Raw genomic sequence first — 18,084 nt, forward strand, 5'->3', positions numbered from 1 at the left:
AGCCCCCTTCTACGGGAGGGGCGCTCGCTTTTCCAAGCCCCGGGCTCGGGGGGAGATAACTCAGCGCGTCGAATTCTGGACGCACCCCGGGTCGGGGCCTACCGGGCCTCGTACTCCTGCAGGATGCGCAGGACGGTGCTGGCCTGGGGATGGTCCGTGGGGGCCAGTTCCAGGAAGCGGTGGTAGTTCCGCGCGCCCTCGGGCAGCCGCCCGAGGTTGATCTCCACGGCCCCCAGCAGCAGGTAGCACTCGGCCTCGCGGGGCGCGAGCCGGACACACTCCCGCGCGGCCTTGCGCGCCTCCGCGTATTTGCCGTTGCGCTGCAGCGTCCGCGCGGATCCGAGCACCTTGTCCACGGGCCGGGACTCCCCCGAATGTGACGGCGACGTCACATCCACGCCCGCGAGGCGGCTTCCCTGAGCCAGCCGCGCCTGGCCTCGGGTGTTCGCGCCCATCCCGGAGGCGGGCTTGGCGCCACGAACCGGGGACACCGGGCGCGCCGAGGCGGAGCGCGAGGGCGCCGCGTCACTCGCCTCCACTTCTTCATCGTCCGCCGCGTCGGCCTCGGGCGGGAGGCTCTTCGCCGGCACGGCACCGGCCTTCGCGACTGGCGCCGTCGTGGGCACCGCGGCGACGGGGGCGGACGCGGCGGGATCGACGATGCGTTCGGCCGCGGGCGGGCCCGACGGGCGGGTGTCCTCCTTCGCGGCGGCCAGCAAATCGGACCCCACCCAGGTCACCGCCACCACCCCCAGCAGCACGGCGACCACCAGGCCGACGTTCGTCACCCACTGCGAGGTGCGACTGCCCTCCGCGAACAAGCCCACGCGCGTGACCCGTGGCGCCTCCACCGAGAGGGCGGCGGGAAGCGGCTCGGATTCGACTTCGTCTTCGGCGTCCACCTCATCGGAGTGGAAGTCAGGCTCCAACGCGGGCACGCCGTGCTGCGTGGGCGCGGGAATGGGCGGCGCCTCGCGCCAGAGCGAGATCTCCTCCTGGAAGTCCGAGGGCACGCGCGCATCCAGCCCGAGCACCTCCATGTCCTCCCGGTACAGCTCGCGCAGCAGGTACGCCACGGACATGGGCGAGAAGCGCGGCGTGGACGAATAGAGAAACCCGGCGAGCGCGTCGCTGAACGCGTGGGCGGACTCGAAGCGCGTCTGCTTGTCCATCGACAGCGCCTTGCGAAGGATGGCGTCCAGCGCCGCCGGAATGTCCGGCCGAAGCTCCCTGGCGGAAGGCAGGGGCTGCCCGCTGTTCAACCGGCGCAGCACCATGTGCACCTGCCCCTCCACCGGCAGCCGACCACACAGCATCTGGAACAGCACCACGCCGGTGGCCCACACGTCCGTGCGCGCGTCCACGGCCTCACCGCGGGCCTGCTCCGGCGAGAAGAAGAGGTACTTCCCCTTCACCACGCCCGGCTCGGTGTTGAAGCTGCGCAGCGAGCGCGCCTTGGCGATGCCGAAGTCGACGATCTTGACCTGGCCCTCGTAGCTGATGAGGACGTTGTCGGGAGAGATGTCGCGGTGGACGATGCCCAGGGGCTCGCCGCGCTCGTCACTGCGCGTATGGGCGTAGTGCAGACCGCGGCACATCTCCATGGCGACGAAGACGGCGATGGGCACCGGCAGGCAGTGAAACCCGGAGCGAAGCGCCCGCTTCAGGATGCGGTGGAGCGGCTGCCCATCCACCAGCTCCATGGCCAGGAAGTACTGGCCGTCCACCTTTCCAAAGTCGAAGACCTGGGCGATGGCGCCGTGCGACAGCGTGGCGGAGATGCGCGCCTCGCTGATGAACATCGAGACGAAGGCCTCGTCGTTGGCGTACTCCGGGAGCACCTTCTTGATGAGCACGGGCTTGGTGACACCCGCGGCGCCACGAAGCCGGGCGCGCCAGGTCTCCGCCATGCCGCCATGGCCCACCCGCTCCTGCAGTTCATATCGGCCGAATCGCTCTCGCGGAGCACGCGTCATCGCGGGTGGTACCCCCACTCCCAGTTTACAGTATAACCTGGGATTGCAGCGCCCAACCCCGCAAGGCGCCTGTGCTAGGCTCCCGGCCGTGGCGAGTCTGGGAGATGAGGACGGGTACGACGAACTGGTCCGCACCGATGCGTTGCCGGCCATTCGTGTCCAACGCGTGCGCACGCGGTTGGTGGTGGTGTCGGGGCCGGATGCGGGACGCGACTGGCCTCTGATGCCGGGGCGGTACCGCGTGGGTTCGGGCCGGGACGTGGACATCCTCCTGGCGGACCGCGCCGTGTCGCGGCTGCACCTGGTCCTCGACGTGAGCGAGGCGGGCGTGCGGGCGGTGGACCCGGGCTCTCGCAATGGCTCGTACTGCGAAGGCATGCGCTTCCAAGAGCTGGAGGTCCGCACCGGCGCGGTCCTCAAGCTGGGCACCACCGAGCTGAAGCTGATGCCGGAGAGCGAGCGCCCCCGGGCACGGGCCTTGTCGGCGCGCAGCGCCTTTGGCTCGCTGGTGGGCAACAGCCTCCGCATGCGGGAACTCTTCACCCTGCTGGAGAAGCTGTCCGCGGGTGAGTCGGATGTCCTCATCCAGGGCGAGACGGGCACGGGCAAGGAGCTGTGCGCGGAGGCCATCCACACGCACAGCCCACGCGCCAAGGGGCCCTTCGTCATCGTCGACCTGGCGGGCATCGCCCCCGCACTGCTGGAAAGCGAGCTGTTCGGCCACGTGAAGGGCGCCTTCACGGGGGCGCAATCCGACCGCGCGGGCGCCTTCGAGCGCGCCCATGGCGGTACCGTCTTCCTGGACGAGGTGGGGGAACTCCCGCTGGAGGTCCAGCCCCGCCTGCTGCGCGCGCTGGAGCGCCGGCAGGTGAAGCGCGTGGGCGCCAACGACTACCGGACGGTGGACGTGCGGGTGGTCGCGGCCACGCACCAGGACCTGGAGGGCGCGGTGCAGGCGGGCCGCTTCCGAGGGGACTTGTTCCACCGGCTCGCGGTGCTGCGCGTCGGCCTGCCGCCACTGCGCGAGCGGCCCGAGGACATCCCGCTGCTCGTGGACACCGTGCTGACGCGGATGGGGCGGCAGCCTGGCGCGCTGTCGGACCAGACGCGCGCGCTGCTCGCCCAGTACCCCTGGCCGGGCAACGTGCGCGAGCTGCGCAACGTGGTGGACCGCGTGGTGAACCTGGGCGACGAGGCCCTGCCGGACATCCCGGACGCGCCCGTCCCCGCCGACGAGCCCACCACCCTGCCCCCTCCCGCGGACGACCCGGAGAGCACCCGGCCCATCTCCCTGGACATGCCGTTCAAGGAGGCCAAGGACCGCATCATCGAGGGCTTCGAGCGCGACTACCTGCGCGCCCTCATCGACCGCTGCGAAGGCAACGTGTCCCGCGCCGCCCGCGAGGCCGGCATCGACCGCGTCTACCTCCGCAAGCTCCTGCGCAAGCACGGCCTGGACACCGGCCCCGCCTGAGCGCCCCACGGCGTTCGGCGGCGCGTGGCCGGATCCTCCCGGCCCGGGTCTCTTCAGGACAAAAGGCCCGGCATTTCGCCGGGGCCGCTCTGGAACTCAACCCGAGCGGCCTCGCCGGCCGTGGCCTGCACGGGATTTTATGGGGGCTGGCGCGGGGTCGGTTCCCATAGCGAGGCGTCGGGGCTTGCTCCCCGGCGCCTCGTTCTTTTGACGCCGGACCTCAGTAGACGACGAGCGGCTGCGGCGCGTGGTAGCTGACGATGGTCAGCACCGGGATGCGCGGCGCCTCGTCATCCGTCTCCGAGCCACCGGACGTCAGCCGAATCCCGTCGAAGCGCGCGAGGATGACGTAGTCGCGCCGCGTCTCCAGGAACGGGTCGGGCCGGGCCAGACGGCCCAGGGCCTCACGCCCGGTCTCGTCGGAGATGTTCTCCACGAAACGCCGCGTCGTGGTCCGGCTGGAGCGCTGGGCCGAGTTCACCGTGCCGCCCAACTGCCCCGGCCCCGTGAGCAGCGTCTGCCCGGACAGGTCGCCCGAATAGGAGGTGGCCGAGTCCGTGCGCTCCCCGTAGCCCACCGCCTCCTCCGTCTGCACGGAGCTCAAGGCGTGCTCCACCAGCCACACAGTGGGGCGCTCCCCTTCCGAGCGCTGGTCCGCGACCTGGGCGCGCAGCAGCACGTAGCGCCCCTTGTAGGTGTCCGGCCGGTCCATGGCCGAGGCCAGCGAGAAGATGGGAATCTGCTTCTCCTGGAGGTAGCGCAGCTCCCCCGGCACGCTGCCGCCGCGCTGAGCCACCACGCGGGCAATCAGCTTCGCCCCCTCCGGACGGACGCTCAGGTCCTGCGCCCAGGCGCGGCCCAACAGCGCGTTGAGCTGGGTGAAGGGCGTGTGCTCGATGCAGGCCTTCAAGCCATCCCACGCCTCATCCCGAGACGCCCCCTGGAGGCGCCGGGCGGCGGCCTCGCACACAGAGGGGTTCGCATAGCGCGCGGCGAAGCCCTTGGGGTCCTCCGTGGGACTGGGGGCGGGCGGCGGCGGAGGCGGCCGGGAGGAGAACGACATCTGCTGCTGTTCCGGGACCGGGTCCTCCGACCACGTCACATGCGAATGCGAAGCGCCGCAACCCGCGGCGAGCGGCCCCAGCAGGGCCCACGTGGACAACATCCAGGATGGACGGCGCATGGTGTGGAACTCCTAGAGGGAGGCGGAGCCAGGGCTGACGGAACGCTTGCGCTGCTGCTGCTGGACCGTGGGCGCGGGCTGCGGTCCGGAGCGCGGCAGCACGACGGCGCATGCATCCGCGCACCGGTCGCTGAGGCAGGCCTGCGTCTGGGGCGCGGTGGCCTGCTGTGACACCTCCGCGTAGCAGCGGTCGGCGGTGCCGGGGCAGTTCGACCGGGCGGCGCACTCGCAGCACGGCGAGGCCACCGTGGCCATGAACTGCACTTCTTGCAGGACGTTGGCGAGCGCGCGGTAGCAGGAGCGAGCCCCCGGAGCGAACCGGCCCTTCGCGTCCACCACGAACGACGTGCCCTCCAGGCCACACTGGTCCACGGCGGTGACGTAGCGGCGCTCACAGAGCGAGACGAGCGTCGCGTCCGGACGGCCTTCCCGGATGTTGCCCACCGCCTCCGAACACAGCGCGCGGCCCACGTCCTGGAGCATGCTCTTGTTGGACGTGTCCTGCGCGTCGCTGGGCGAGCCCGCGGACAGGTCCGCCTCGAACACGCATTCCTTCCCCGCGCGCAAGGTGTCGACGGTGCAGGCCCACGCCGTGGGAGACTCATCCGCCACCGGAGGCGCTGCGAGCGCGTCGGGAGGCATCGCGGGAGCCGCGCCCTCTGGCGCCGAACCCAAGAGGAAAAGGGAGACGAGGATCGCCTTCATGGACATGGCAGGTTAGGACGTTGCCTCTCCGAGCACAAACCATCCCTGTCATGACTGTTCCGTGAACAGTGGCGTGCTCCTCTTCCCTACCTTCGCTGACGTGAAGCTGCGTCCACCAGGGGACGCAATCCCAGCCTGGAGTCCTGGCTCACCCGCTCCGGTCCGCGCATGATGCCCAGCGGATGTCTCGGATTGAGGTGGAGCGCGTGGACGACGACGCGGTGTGGCAGCCCTACGAAGGCGGAAGCTCCCTGGGCTGGATGGGCACCCAGGGCGGCACCATCGCGCGGGACGAGGACTTCCAAGGCCAACTGCGCCTCACGTACGAGCTGGATGACAGCCGCTCCTTCCATGCCATCTCCTGCTCGGTGACGGGCTGGCTGCTCTACCACCGCTTCTTCGACAACGCGGGCGCGGCCCATGCCGCCTTCGAGGAGATGAAGCGCGCGCTCCGCGAACTGCTCACCCAGCTCCCGGAAGGCGGCGCCAGCCCTCCTGGGAATGCGCGGCTCGCGGGGCCGCTGCTGGCCGCTTTCACGGTGCGGTACGGGTAGTCCGGTGCGAAAGGCCTTGGCCTCGGCGACCGTCCTGGCATTAGTGACGCACCCGCCATGTCCGCACAACGCCTCCAGACCGACGCCGCCTTCGAGGATGAGACCTTCTCCGACCTGAACCTCCAGGAGGCGGACCTCCGCGGGAAGGAGTTCTACCGGTGCACCTTCAGCAACTGCACCCTCCAGGAGAGCCACTGGGGACGGGCCCGGCTGGAGGCCTGCGTCTTCACCGGCTGCGACCTCACCCGCGCGAAGTTCGCGGACACGTCGCTGCGTGACGTGCGGTTCGAAGGCTCGAAGCTGATGGGCATCGACTGGACCGACGTGGGCACCTTCCCCGAGGTCCGTTTCGAGGGCTCGAACCTGCGCTACTGCACCTTCGCGGGGCTCAGCCTGCGCAAGACGGTGTTCCTGAACTGCACCGCGCTGGAGATGAACTTCATCGACACGGACCTCTCCGAGTCGGACTTCAGCGGCTCGGACATCAGTGGCAGCAACTTCCGGGGCTGCACGCTCACCAAGACGGACTTCGGCGCCGCCGTGGGCGTGTTCATCGAACCTACACGCAACCGCGTGAAGGCGACGCGAATCCCCGTGGACGCGGCGGTGAACTACGTCCAGACGCTCGGGCTGGTGGTCGCGGGGCATGGGGATGCGCGGCCCGCGGCGAAGACGGCGCGCAAGAAAGGCCTCTGACCCATGCGGCGGCCCTTGTGCGTCGTCCGCGACGCCCGTGGCCACCGTTGAGCCTCGGCGCTGTTGGGCCGCGCGGAGCGGCCCCCGCGGCGAAGCCTGAGCTGGCACTCGCTCAAGTCGACGACGGGCCCTCCAGCACGACCTCCAGGCCTCCGTACTCGGACGCCGCGAGCGTCAGTGCCCAGCCATGCACCTGCGCGACATGCTGGGTGATGTGCAGGCCCAGTCCCTGCCCCGCGAGCCCTCGTGTGCGCGCGGCGTTGCCACGGAAGCGCCGCTCCATCAACCGGGCGCGCTCCGCTTCGGGGATGCCCGGGCCATCGTCGATGACGCGCAGCCGGAAGCGCTTCTCGCGAGAGTGCTCGAGCACCACCGCCACGTGGCCATCCTCGCGGCCGTGGTGGATGCCGTTGAAGACGATGTTGCTCACGGCCTGCTCGATGAGCGTCACGTCGCCGTGGACGCAGACGGCCGCCTCCGGCACGCCGCTCTCCAGCGCGATTCGCTGCTGCCGGGCGATGGGCTGATGCCGCCCCAGGACGCGTGAAATCACCGCGTTGAGGTCCACCGCCGCGAACTCGGCCTGAGGCTGCCCGGCTTCGAGCCGCGCGGCCGCCGCGAGGTTGTGGACCAACGACGCGATGTAGTGCGCCTCGCCCATCGCGTCCCCGACGACCGCGGGGTCCAGGGCATCCCCTCGGCGAAGCCGTTGCTGGAGCGTCGACAGATGACCTTGAAGCACCGTGAGCGGCGTCATCACGTCATGCGTGGTGTTCGCGAGAAAGTCCCGCAGCGCCTGCTCTCGGGCCTCCTGCTGGGAGAGTTGGTGCTGGATTTCGGCCCGGGCCTCCTGGAACGCGCGCGCCAGCTCGGTGACCTCGTCGTTGCCACGCACCTGCACGGGCGCCACGTAACGGCTGCTCGCGGAAGCGCGCACCTCCGAGGTGAGCTGACGGACACGCCGGACCATGGGGCCCAGGGCGACCACCATCGCGAGCACGGCGAGGAATGGAATGGCCAGCACCTCGGGCGGAGGCATCCCTCCGAGTGGCGGGCCGCGGGGCGCCAACCGCCGCGCGAGGACGAAGGCACACGGCCCCTCCGACCAGGGCATGCGCACCAAGACGTCGAGCTGAGACTCCCCGTTCTCCGACGTCCGCCGGACCACGGAGGTTCGTCCCTCCAGTGCGTCACGCCGCACCGACTCCGACACCACCGGAGCACGCGGGTTGCGCGATTCGAGCCGGGCGTCATAGGCGAAGTGCATGACGACACCAGGACCGCCTTCTGGAGGAGGACCACCGGGTCCCTCCGGTCGAGGCGGACGGTCCGGCGCCCCCAGTCCCTCCGGCCGAGGCGGGCCTCCGCGCCGCGTTCGCCATGTCTCCGGCTGCGCCTCACAACGCTCGCGCTCACCCGCCTGCATCCGCGCCAGCGTGGACGCCTCCAGCACCTCGGCCTGGTTGCGCTGGCGCAGCGAGTGCTGCACGTACCCCAGGCCCGCGACCATGGGCACGGAGACGGCGACCACGGTGAGCGCCAGCCGCAAACGCAGCTTCACGCGCCCTCCCCCGAGGCGAGCCGGTAGCCCACGCCCCAGACGGTCTCCACGCCATGCCGCGCGCCCAGCTTCCGCCGCAGCCGGGACACATGCACATCCAGCGTCCGCTCCGTGCCCTCCCGCTCCGGGTCCAACACGTGCTCCAACAACCACTGCCGCGTCACGGCCTCCCGAGGCCGCCGGGCCAGCGCCGCCAGCAGCGCGAACTCCACCCGCGTCAACTCCACCGGCTGCCCGTGCATCCAGACCTCATGCGTCTGGAAATCAATCCGCAGCGGCCCCACGTCCACGGCGGCCCCTGTCTTCTGCAACAAGGGCCGACGCAGGCGTGCCCGGACGCGCTCGATGAGTTCCTCCGGCCAGAACGGCTTCGTCAGATAGTCATCCGCGCCCAGCTTCAACGCCCGCACCTTGTCCAAGGTGTCATTGCGCGCACTCAGGATGAGCACGGGCACGTCCGAGAACGCCCGCAGCGCCTTGAGCATGTCGAGCCCGTAGGTCCCCGGAAGCATCAAATCCAGCACCACCAGGCTCACCTCGGGCAGCTCGCCCGGAGCGAGCACCCGGCCCTCCCGCCACCACGAGGGCTCCAGGCCCGCGCCGCGCAGGTGCTCGACAATCTGCGCGCCGAGCTGCGGGTCATCCTCCACGAGCAGGATGCGCTCGCCCATGCCCTCTGCCTCCTCGTCCGCCGGGGGCGGTGTGAGCCGCCCCCTCATTCAACACGCTCAGGGAAGCACGCCCTCGCCCCCGGGCGGCGGACCCATGCCGCCGTCCCAGTCCGGAGGAGGCCCCATTCCGCCACCACCGCCCGGCGGAGGGCCCCCCGGACCACCGCCACCGCCATTCCCTCCCGGCACCGAGCACCGCGCATCCGCCAACGACGAGCGAACGACCAGCGTCTTCCACGCCAGCATCGCGCCGTCCTCCATGCGCTCGGTCTGGAACACGTAGTCCGCCACGGCGTCGCCCGAGATGACAGTGTCGTTCTGATTCGTCGTATCCCGGGGCCCGCGAGCATCGTAGAGCGGCTGCGTGTCGATGACTTCGTCGTTGAGCGCGTCATCGAAGAAGAGCTGCGAGGTGACGAACTCGCTGCCGTTCACCCGGACGGTGAAATGGATGTGAATGGTGCGGCTGCTGTACCACCCCGGGAAACACGTATCGAAGTTCACCCGGCCCTGGGCATCCGTGGTCTGCACGCCGCGGAACCACCGCGCCGCCCGGGCCTCGGCGTCGCCTGACGTACAGAAGTCACTGGCATCCTCGCCCGAATACAGCCCCCCCGGCCCCGCATGCCAGATGTCCACTGTCGCACCTGGAATGGGCTCGCACTGTTCATCCACCACCAACAGCGCCAGGCGGACGGGCAGCCCGTTCTCGCCTTCGCTGATGTCCTGGCGCTCCACGGTGGTCGCGTAGCACGGCCCCAGCGTCGCCTCGCAGGTGAGCGCGCACGCCGTCCCGATGCCCGCGGCGAACGGGTCCGGATAGGACGCGGCCCGGGTCATCGCGGCGGTGCCGCCGGTGGCCCAACCCAAGCCGCCGGTCCCCGAATCCGGAGACACCCCGGTGTCCAAATCGTCGATGGGGTCGGTCCCCACGCCGCATGCCGCGACGAGGCGAGCGAGCGGAAGGGTCGCCAGCGCCACACCCATGCCTTTGAGAATCCGCCGGCGGGTCATGACATCGCTTTTCATCCACAGCCTCCGTTCCAATCGGTGACGTGCCCGCTTCGAAGGGCACGACCCCGTTCTGGACGGCAAAGCTTGCGCGAACCTTAAGCGCCACCCGGCACACCGCGGCGAGAGCCCCACCCGGGCGCCGACCGCTTGGCCCCTCGCGCGCTACGCCTGGGGACGAAGCACCTCCAGCAGGCCGCCCAGCTTCTCCAGCGCCAGCCGCGCCCGCGTCTTCACCGTGCCCAGCGGGTCACCGGTGCGCTCGGCAATCTCCCGCTGGGAGAGCCCCTCGAAGTAGGCCAGCTCCACCACCTCGCGCTGCTCGGGAGGAAGCTGCGCCAGCGCCGCCAGGACGCGGACGCGCGACTCGCCCTGCCCCGCGGCCTCATCGGGTGCCGTGGGCGTCGCGCTGACGGGAGGACCCTGGTGCGAAACGCCTTCCACGACCCGCGCCATCGTCCCCAGCGAACGGACCCGGTCGATGGCGCGCGTCCGGGCAATGGTCGTCACCCACGCCTCCAGCCCCCCCCGGGCCGGGTCGAACTCGCGGGCCCGGCGCCAGACCTCCAGGAAGGCCTCCTGCATCACCTCCTCCGCATCCGCGCGGGACGGCAAGAGCCGCAGGGCGATGGCGAAGCACCGGCCGCCGCAGCGCGCGTAGACCTCCCGCATCGCCTGGGCGCTGCCCAAGGCCACCTGGCGCAGGAGCGCCTGGTCCGACGCCGGGTCGCTTGCTTGGAGGTCAGCGGTGGGAGGAGGCGCCATGTTCGTCCCGGATAGCTCATTCAGCGGGGCAGTTCCCAGCTTCAAGTATCGGCAAGCGAGCACCCGGGCGCGCTTTGCCTTCCAGGGTGGGCAGCGCCAACCCCCATCCTTAACGTTCACGAGCCAACGCGGCCGGCATGGAAGCCGTCCAGCATCGACACCAGGCACGATTCGCCGCCAGGCAAAGACAACCCAAGACCTATAAGGGCCGCCAGCCACCATGACTGAACGACTCGGAAGCGTATTCATCGAGGGAGTGAGCCCCGAGCTGGATGCGGGTCGTCACGCCGTGAAGCGTGTCGTCGGCGAGCAGTGCACCGTCAGGGCGGACGTCTTCAAGGAGGGCCACGACGTCCTGGTCGCCGTCATCCGCTGGCGGCAGGTGACGCCGAAAGCGCAGCAGACCGACTGGGCGGAAGTGCCCATGCGCTTCCTCGGCAATGACCGCTGGGAGGGAGAATTCCCCCTTCGCCACAACGGCCGCTACGAGTACACGATTGAAGCGTGGCCCGACTTGTTCCGGACCTGGACCTCCGAGCTCAAGCGCAAGGTGGACGTGGGCCGGGACGTGCGCAGCGAGCTGCTGGAGGGCGCCGCGTTGTTGGAAGGCGCCGCGAAGCGGGCCCGCGCCGCGAAGCAGGAAGACGACGCGCGGGTGCTGACCGAGGCCGCCACCCGCATGCGCCAGGCGCCTTCACCGGACCTCATCGCCGTGGCGCTGGCGCCGGAGCTGGCCACCATCGCCTCCACGTACCCCGACCGGACGCTCGCGCGGCGCTACGACAAGGTCCCCGAGGTGTTCGCGGACCGCGAGAAGGCGCGCTTCAGTTCCTGGTACGAATTCTTCCCGCGCTCGGCGAAGCGGGACGGCGTCACGCACGCCACCTTCCGCGACGCGGAAGCCTGGTTGCCGTACGTCCAACAGTTGGGCTTCGACACCGTCTACCTCCCGCCCATCCACCCCATTGGCCGCACGGCGCGCAAGGGGAAGAACAACAGCCTCACCGCGACCGCGGACGACGTGGGCAGCCCCTGGGCCATTGGCGCCACGGAGGGCGGGCACAAGGCCGTGCACCCCAAGCTGGGGACGCTGGAGGACTTCCGGCACTTCGTGCAGGCGGCCCAGAACCACGGCATCGAAATCGCGCTCGACCTCGCCTTCCAGTGCTCACCGGACCATCCCTACGTGAAGGAGCATCCGGAGTGGTTCCAGCAGCGGCCGGACGGCACCATCAAGACGGCGGAGAACCCGCCCAAGCGGTACGAGGACATCGTCAACTTCGACTGGATGGGGCCCGGGCGTGAGTCGCTCTGGGCGGAGCTCGAGTCCGTCGTGCTCCACTGGGTGAAGCAGGGGGTGAACACCTTCCGCGTGGACAACCCCCACACCAAGCCCATGCAGTTCTGGGCGTGGCTCATCCGCCGCGTGCAGGAAGCACATCCCCAGGTCCTCTTCCTGTCCGAGGCCTTCACCCGCCCCAAGGTCATGAAGGCCCTGGCCAAGGTGGGCTTCACCCAGTCGTACACGTACTTCACCTGGCGCAACTTCAAGGGCGAGCTGCAGGAATACCTGGAGGAGATCACCCAGCCGCCGGTGTCGGATTACTTCCGGGGCAACCTCTGGCCGAACACGCCGGACATCCTCCCGGAGTTCCTCCAGAACGCGGGCGCCGGCGCCTTCCGCCTCCGCGCCGCGCTGGCGGGCACGCTGTCCTCCGTCTGGGGCATGTACTGCGGCTATGAGCTGTGCGAGGGCCGCCCCATTCCCGGCAAGGAGGAGTACACCGATTCGGAGAAGTACCAGCTCGTCGCGTGGGACTTGGACCGGCCCGGCAACATCAAGGATTGGATTGCGCGCCTCAACACCGCGCGCCGCACCCACCCGGCCCTGCACCAGTACGGCACGCTCCAGTTCTTCACGTCGAACAACGACCGAATCCTCTTCTATGGCAAACGCACACCGGACCGCTCCAGCCTGGTCCTGGTGGCCGTGAGCCTGGACCCGTACGCCGCCCAGGAGGCGCTGCTGCATGTGCCCCTGGAATGGCTCGGCGCGCGGCCCGACGAGACGTATCAGGTGCACGAGTTGATGTCGGACCAGCGCTCGCTATGGCAGGGTCCCGACGTGCAGGTGCGCCTGACACCCGAGCAGCCCGCGGCAATCTGGGCCGTTCATCGCTTCCGCCGTACCGAGAACGCGTTCGACTACTACGAGTGAGTGACAACCCGAGAGGCGTATGGACCAAGATCCCCTCTGGTACAAGAAAGCCCTGATCTACGAGCTGCACCTTCGCGCATTCCATGACTCGAATGGAGACGGCCACGGCGACATCCCCGGTCTGATTGAAAAGCTGCCGTACCTCCAGGACCTGGGCATCAACTGCCTCTGGCTCTTGCCGCACTACCCTTCGCCGCTTCGCGACGACGGCTACGACATCGCTGACTTCTACGGCGTGCACCCCGACTACGGCACGCTCGCGGACTTCCAGCGACTGGTGGACGAGGCGCACAAGCGCGACATCCGCGTCATCACCGAGCTGGTCGTCAATCACACCAGCGACCAGCACCCCTGGTTCCAGGAAGCGCGCAGCGACCCGAACAGCCCCAAGCGCGACTGGTACGTCTGGAGCGACACCGACGACCAGTACAAGGGCGCGCGCATCATCTTCCTCGACACGGAGCGCTCCAACTGGACGTGGGATCCGGTGGCCAAGCAGTACTTCTGGCACCGCTTCTTCAGCCACCAGCCGGACCTCAACTACGACAACCCCGAGGTGCAGGAGGCCATGCTGGACGTCATGCGCTTCTGGCTCAACATGGGGGTGGACGGGTTCCGCTGCGACGCCGTGCCCTACCTCTTCGAGCGCGAGGGCACCAACTGCGAGAACCTCCCGGAGACGCACGCCTTCCTCAAGCGTCTGCGGAAGACCATCGACGCCGAGTACCAGGGGAAGATGCTGCTGGCCGAGGCGAACCAGTGGCCCGCCGACGTGCGCGTGTACTTCGGCGACGGCGACGAGTTCCACATGGGCTTCCACTTCCCGGTGATGCCCCGCCTCTTCATGGCGGTGCGCCGCGAGGACCGCACGCCCATCGTCGAAATCATGCAGCAGACGCCGGACATCCCGGACAACTGCCAGTGGGCCATCTTCCTGCGCAACCACGACGAGCTCACGCTGGAGATGGTGACGGACGAGGACCGGGACTACATGTACCGGGAGTACGCCACCGACCCGCGCATGCGCATCAACCTGGGCATCCGCCGCCGGCTGGCGCCGCTGATGGACAACGGCCGCCGGCGCATCGAGCTAATGCACAGCCTGTTGTTCACCCTGCCGGGCACGCCCGTCCTCTACTACGGGGACGAGATTGGCATGGGCGACAACATCTACCTCGGTGACCGCAACGGCGTGCGCACGCCCATGCAGTGGACGGGTGACCGCAACGCGGGCTTCAGCCGCGCGGACTACTCGCGCCTGTACGCGCCCGTCATCGCCGACCCGGTGTACGGCTACCAGTCCATCAACGTGGAAGCGCAGGAGCGCGTGAAGTCCAGCCTCCTGCACTGGGTGAAGCGGATGATTCGCATCCGCCAGCGCTACCCCGTCTTCTCCTTGGGGAACCTGCGCTTCCTCCAGACGGAGAACCGCAAGGTGCTGGCCTTCGTCCGTGAGTGGGAGGGCCAGACGGTGCTGGTGGTGTGCAACCTGTCGCGCTTCGCCCAGCCCGCGGTGCTCGACCTTCGTGATTGGGAGGGCACGGTGCCGGTGGAGCTGATTGGTGAGACGCCCTTCCCCGGGTGAGCGAGCTGCCCTATCAGCTCTCCATGGGCCCCTACATGTTCCTGTGGTTCCGGCTGGACAAACCGCAGCAGGGAAGGAGCCTCGAGTGAACACCTTGGATTTGACGAAGCTCCCCGACTACCTCAAGCACCAGCGCTGGTTCAGCGGCAAGGCGTGGCCCATCAAGCACGTCACCGTGATTGACCATGCCACCATCGAGTCCGGGGACTGCGCCTTCAGCCTCGCCGTGGTGGAGGTCGTCTACGAGCTGGGGAGCCCCGAACGCTACCTGCTGCCCGTGCAGCCCTCGTCGGAGGGCGTGCGCGACGCGCTGGAGAGCGACGAATGCATGCGCGGCCTCTACGACCTCATCCGGACCTCCGGCCAGGTCGCCTCCGGTTCCGGGCGCGTGCAGGGCGAATGGATTGGTGGCCAGGAAGGACTGCTCGCCCTGCCCTCGCCATTGAGCGTGCGGCGGCTGATGGTGGAGCAGAGCAACACCTCCGTGGTGCTGGGTGAGAAGGTCATCCTGAAGATCATCCGCAAGCTGGAGGCCGGGGTGAACCCCGAGCACGAAGTGGGCCGCTTCCTCGCCACGAAGACGTCCTTCCGCGCGACCCCGACGCTGCTCGGCGCCCTGCACCTGGAAGGGACCGCGGGCGCCACGCTGGCTGTGGCCCATCGCTTCGTGCCGGACGCCACGGATGGCTGGAAGTACACCCTGGACCGCCTGCGCCAGGAGCGCGCGGTGGGCGAGCGGTTCCTGACGGAGATGCGCGAGCTGGGCATGCGACTGGGGGAGCTGCACCTCGCCTTCGCCTCCGCGACGGAGGAGGAGCCCGCCTTCACGCCGGAGCCGCTGCTCCAGGAAGACCTCCAGCGCTGGAGCGCATCCATCGTCGGCGAGCTGGGCGTGACGCTCGCGGACGCGGCGCGGCTGCACCCGGACCTGGAGCACCGCCGCGAGTCCCTCATCGACTACGCGAAGCGGCTGGCGCAGGTGACGCCGTCCGGACAAAAGATTCGCATCCACGGCGACCTGCACCTGGGCCAGGTGCTGCGCGCCAACGACCAGTGGATTCTCTTCGACTTCGAAGGCGAGCCCGCGCGCTCCTTCACCTCGCGCCGGGAGAAGTACAGCGCGCTGCGCGACGTGGCCGGAATGATTCGCTCGTTCGACTACGCGGAGGCCACCGTGTCCCTGGAGGGCGGGACGCCCCACGAACGCGTGGGGCCCATCCGTGACGCCTTCGTGGAGGGCTACAAGCAGGTGACGCGCGGGGCAGCGTTCCTCCCCACGGATGAAGGCGCCTTCGACATCATGCTTCGTGCCTTCGAACTGGAGAAGCTGCTCTACGAAGTGCGATACGAACTGCAGAACCGGCCCGACTGGGTGCGCATCCCCGTGTCGGCCCTTTTGCGCATGGAGGCACCCCAGTGAGGAAGCCAGCCGACAAGGCCCAGGTCGACGCGGAGGTTCAGCGCGTCGTGGAGTTGAGGCATCCGGAGCCCCACTCCGTCCTCGGCATCCACCCGGATGGGGATGGCGTGGTGATTCGCGCCTTCCGCCCGGACGCCGTGGCCCTCCACGTGCTGCCGGAGTCGGGTGGCCGCGTCGCGATGACGCACCGGCAGGGCGGCGTCTTCGAGGCCCGCATCAACGGCAAGGACCAGACGTTCAACTACCTGCTGGAGGTGGAGTACCCCGGCAAGCGCGTCTTCACGCTCCGCGACCCGTACAGCTTCCTCCCCACCCTGGGTGAGATGGACCTGTACTACGCCGGTGAAGGGCGCCACGAGCGGCTCTGGGAGCGCATGGGCGCGCACCTGCTCCACCACAACGGCGTGCGTGGCACCTCCTTCGCGGTGTGGGCCCCCACCGCCGCGGGCGTGTCCGTGGTGGGTGACTTCAACGGCTGGGACGGCCGGCTGCATTCGATGCGCCGCATGGGCTCGTCCGGCATCTGGGAGCTCTTCGTTCCCGAAGTCGGAGAGGGCACGCGCTACAAGTTCGAGATTCGCCCGGGCCAGGGAGGCGCCAACGTCCTCAAGGCGGACCCCTTCGCCTTCCGCACCGAGGTCCCCCCGGCCACCGCGTCCGTGGTCCATGACCTGGCGCGCTACCAGTGGAACGACGCGGCCTGGTTGGATCAGCGCGCGCAGCGGCATGACGTGCACCACCAGCCGTGGAGCGTCTACGAGATTCACCTGGGAAGCTGGCGGCGCGTGGTGGAGGACGGCGACCGGCCCATGACGTACCGCGAGCTGGCCCCCGCGCTGGCCGAGTACATCAAGTTCACCGGCTTCACCCACGTGGAGCTGCTCCCCGTCGCCGAGCACCCCTATGGCGGCTCCTGGGGCTATCAGGTCGGCGGCTATTACGCCCCCACGGCGCGCTTCGGCCACCCGGATGACCTGCGGTTCTTCATCGACCACATGCACCAGGAAGGCATCGGGGTGCTCGTGGACTGGGTGCCCGGCCACTTCCCCCGGGACTTGCACGCGCTGGGACAGTTCGACGGAACGTCGCTGTACGAGCACGCGGACCCGCGCAAGGGCGCGCAGCCGGACTGGGGCACGCTGGTCTTCAACTTCGGACGCAACGAGGTCCGCAACTTCCTCATCGCCAACGCGCTGTTCTGGATCGAGGAGTACCACATCGATGGTCTGCGCGTGGACGCGGTCGCGTCGATGCTCTACCTCGACTACAGCCGCAAGCAGGGCGAATGGATTCCCAACCGCTGGGGTGGCCGGGAGAATGAAGAGGCCATCCACTTCATGCGCGAGCTGAACGAGACGGTCCGCCGGAAGCACCCGGGCGTCGTCGTCATCGCGGAGGAGTCCACGGCGTGGCCCAAGGTCTCCTCGCCCGTGGAGGAAGGCGGGCTGGGCTTCCACTTCAAGTGGAACATGGGGTGGATGCACGACACGTTGTCGTACTTCAGCAAGGACCCCATCTACCGGCAGTACCACCACAACCAGCTCACCTTTGGTCTGCTGTACGCGTTCAGCGAGCACTTCATGCTGCCGCTGAGCCATGACGAGGTGGTCCACGGCAAGGGCAGCCTCTATGGCCGCATGCCGGGAGACCCGTGGCAGAAGCGGGCCAACCTGCGTGCGCTGTTCGCCTGGATGTGGGCCCACCCCGGCAAGAAGCTGGTGTTCATGGGCGGCGAGTTCGGCCAGCCGGCGGAGTGGAACCACGACAAGAGCCTGGACTGGCACCTCACGCACGAGCCCGGGCATCGCGGCATCCTCCTGTTGATGGCGGACCTCAACCGCATCTACCGGGACATGCCGGCGCTGTATGACGCGGACAGCGAGCCCATGGGCTTCCAGTGGCTCCAGCCGGACGCGGCGGCGGACAACGTCTTCGCCTTCGTCCGGCGGTCGCGCCAGCCAGGGCGCCACGTGGTGTGTATCGCCAACCTGTCGCCGGCCGTGCGCGAGAACTACCGCGTGGGCTTCCCGCTCCAGGGCCGCTACGTGGAGCTGCTCAACACGGACGCCGAACAGTACGGCGGCTCCAACCGCGGCAACATGGGGCAGCTCCAGACCGAGCCCACGGGCTGGGATGGTCAGCCCGCCTCGGCCACCATCACCCTGCCCCCGCTGTCCGTGCTGTGGTTCACGCCGGGCTAGAGCGTGTCAGCCCATCAGAGTCCGAGGCGGATGTCGGCGAGGTGCACCCTCGCCGGCATCTGCC

General features: G+C 69.1%; 13 protein-coding genes and 1 pseudogene. 7 read left to right on the top strand and 7 right to left on the bottom strand.

The features are described 5' to 3' along the window. Positions 1-98 precede the first annotated feature (98 nt). Entirely contained in the window at positions 99-1,976 is a 1,878-nt protein-coding gene (locus A176_RS15615) for a serine/threonine-protein kinase (RefSeq protein WP_082282753.1), read from the bottom strand. Positions 1,977-2,064: 88 nt separating this feature from the next. Between A176_RS15615 and A176_RS15620 the strand changes: the two genes are divergently transcribed. Then, complete coding sequence (locus A176_RS15620) at positions 2,065-3,450, top strand: sigma 54-interacting transcriptional regulator (RefSeq protein WP_002640103.1); 1,386 nt, start codon at positions 2,065-2,067, stop codon at positions 3,448-3,450. Between the two features lie 220 nt (positions 3,451-3,670). Here A176_RS15620 and A176_RS15625 read toward each other — a convergent pair whose 3' ends face one another. Next, positions 3,671-4,633: a hypothetical protein gene (locus A176_RS15625; protein WP_002640104.1), complete on the bottom strand. Its 963-nt coding sequence runs from the start codon at positions 4,631-4,633 to the stop codon at positions 3,671-3,673. 12 nt (positions 4,634-4,645) lie between these two features. Further along, the gene (locus A176_RS15630; protein ID WP_002640105.1) at positions 4,646-5,344 is read right to left on the bottom strand and encodes a hypothetical protein; all 699 of its coding nucleotides are present in this window, start codon (positions 5,342-5,344) and stop codon (positions 4,646-4,648) included. Positions 5,345-5,520: 176 nt separating this feature from the next. Between A176_RS15630 and A176_RS15635 the strand changes: the two genes are divergently transcribed. Then, on the top strand, positions 5,521-5,892 hold the full coding sequence (locus tag A176_RS15635) for a hypothetical protein (RefSeq protein WP_002640106.1): 372 nt from the start codon (positions 5,521-5,523) through the stop codon (positions 5,890-5,892). Positions 5,893-5,949: 57 nt separating this feature from the next. Beyond that, positions 5,950-6,588 carry a pentapeptide repeat-containing protein gene (locus A176_RS15640; protein WP_002640107.1) on the top strand — a complete coding sequence of 213 codons (639 nt, stop codon included), beginning with the start codon at positions 5,950-5,952 and terminating at the stop codon, positions 6,586-6,588. Between the two features lie 112 nt (positions 6,589-6,700). Here A176_RS15640 and A176_RS15645 read toward each other — a convergent pair whose 3' ends face one another. The 4 genes from A176_RS15645 to A176_RS15660 all read right to left on the bottom strand — a co-directional run bounded on the left by A176_RS15645 (position 6,701) and on the right by A176_RS15660 (position 10,596). After that, positions 6,701-8,149: a sensor histidine kinase gene (locus tag A176_RS15645; protein ID WP_002640108.1), complete on the bottom strand. Its 1,449-nt coding sequence runs from the start codon at positions 8,147-8,149 to the stop codon at positions 6,701-6,703. Further along, positions 8,146-8,820 (bottom strand): response regulator transcription factor, encoded by a 675-nt coding sequence (locus A176_RS15650; protein WP_002640109.1) that lies wholly within the window; start codon positions 8,818-8,820, stop codon positions 8,146-8,148. The genes A176_RS15645 and A176_RS15650 overlap by 4 nt, the downstream gene beginning before the upstream one ends. A 57-nt stretch (positions 8,821-8,877) precedes the next feature. Next, positions 8,878-9,849 carry a dioxygenase family protein gene (locus tag A176_RS15655; RefSeq protein ID WP_044890905.1) on the bottom strand — a complete coding sequence of 324 codons (972 nt, stop codon included), beginning with the start codon at positions 9,847-9,849 and terminating at the stop codon, positions 8,878-8,880. A 147-nt stretch (positions 9,850-9,996) separates the two neighbouring features. Then, entirely contained in the window at positions 9,997-10,596 is a 600-nt protein-coding gene (locus A176_RS15660; RefSeq protein ID WP_002640111.1) for a sigma-70 family RNA polymerase sigma factor, read from the bottom strand. 220 nt (positions 10,597-10,816) lie between these two features. Between A176_RS15660 and A176_RS15665 the strand changes: the two genes are divergently transcribed. The 4 genes and pseudogenes from A176_RS15665 to glgB all read left to right on the top strand — a co-directional run bounded on the left by A176_RS15665 (position 10,817) and on the right by glgB (position 18,020). Continuing rightward, a complete protein-coding gene (locus A176_RS15665) occupies positions 10,817-12,814 on the top strand; it encodes an alpha-1,4-glucan--maltose-1-phosphate maltosyltransferase (protein ID WP_044890904.1) in 1,998 nt (665 codons plus the stop codon). 19 nt (positions 12,815-12,833) lie between these two features. Beyond that, positions 12,834-14,488: pseudogene (gene treS, locus A176_RS15670) on the top strand (maltose alpha-D-glucosyltransferase). Further along, positions 14,485-15,819, top strand: coding sequence for a maltokinase N-terminal cap-like domain-containing protein (locus A176_RS15675; protein WP_021781569.1), 1,335 nt, complete (start codon positions 14,485-14,487; stop codon positions 15,817-15,819). The pseudogene treS and the gene A176_RS15675 overlap by 4 nt, the downstream one beginning before the upstream one ends. Beyond that, entirely contained in the window at positions 15,816-18,020 is a 2,205-nt protein-coding gene (glgB, locus tag A176_RS15680; RefSeq protein WP_002640114.1) for a 1,4-alpha-glucan branching protein GlgB, read from the top strand. The genes A176_RS15675 and glgB overlap by 4 nt, the downstream gene beginning before the upstream one ends. Positions 18,021-18,084 lie beyond the last annotated feature (64 nt).

It is taken from the genome of Myxococcus hansupus (genome assembly GCF_000280925.3).
GTDB classification, from domain to species: domain Bacteria; phylum Myxococcota; class Myxococcia; order Myxococcales; family Myxococcaceae; genus Myxococcus; species Myxococcus hansupus.

Bases quoted from the DNA above. Each gene is read 5' to 3' on its own strand.
- A176_RS15615 (WP_082282753.1), bottom strand. From the start codon at position 1,976: ATGACGCGTGCTCCGCGAGAGCGATTCGGCCGATATGAACTGCAGGAG.
- A176_RS15625 (WP_002640104.1), bottom strand. From the start codon at position 4,633: ATGCGCCGTCCATCCTGGATGTTGTCCACGTGGGCCCTGCTGGGGCCG.
- A176_RS15630 (WP_002640105.1), bottom strand. From the start codon at position 5,344: ATGTCCATGAAGGCGATCCTCGTCTCCCTTTTCCTCTTGGGTTCGGCG.
- A176_RS15635 (WP_002640106.1), top strand. From the start codon at position 5,521: ATGTCTCGGATTGAGGTGGAGCGCGTGGACGACGACGCGGTGTGGCAG.
- A176_RS15640 (WP_002640107.1), top strand. From the start codon at position 5,950: ATGTCCGCACAACGCCTCCAGACCGACGCCGCCTTCGAGGATGAGACC.
- A176_RS15650 (WP_002640109.1), bottom strand. From the start codon at position 8,820: ATGGGCGAGCGCATCCTGCTCGTGGAGGATGACCCGCAGCTCGGCGCG.
- A176_RS15655 (WP_044890905.1), bottom strand. From the start codon at position 9,849: ATGAAAAGCGATGTCATGACCCGCCGGCGGATTCTCAAAGGCATGGGT.
- A176_RS15660 (WP_002640111.1), bottom strand. From the start codon at position 10,596: ATGGCGCCTCCTCCCACCGCTGACCTCCAAGCAAGCGACCCGGCGTCG.
- A176_RS15665 (WP_044890904.1), top strand. From the start codon at position 10,817: ATGACTGAACGACTCGGAAGCGTATTCATCGAGGGAGTGAGCCCCGAG.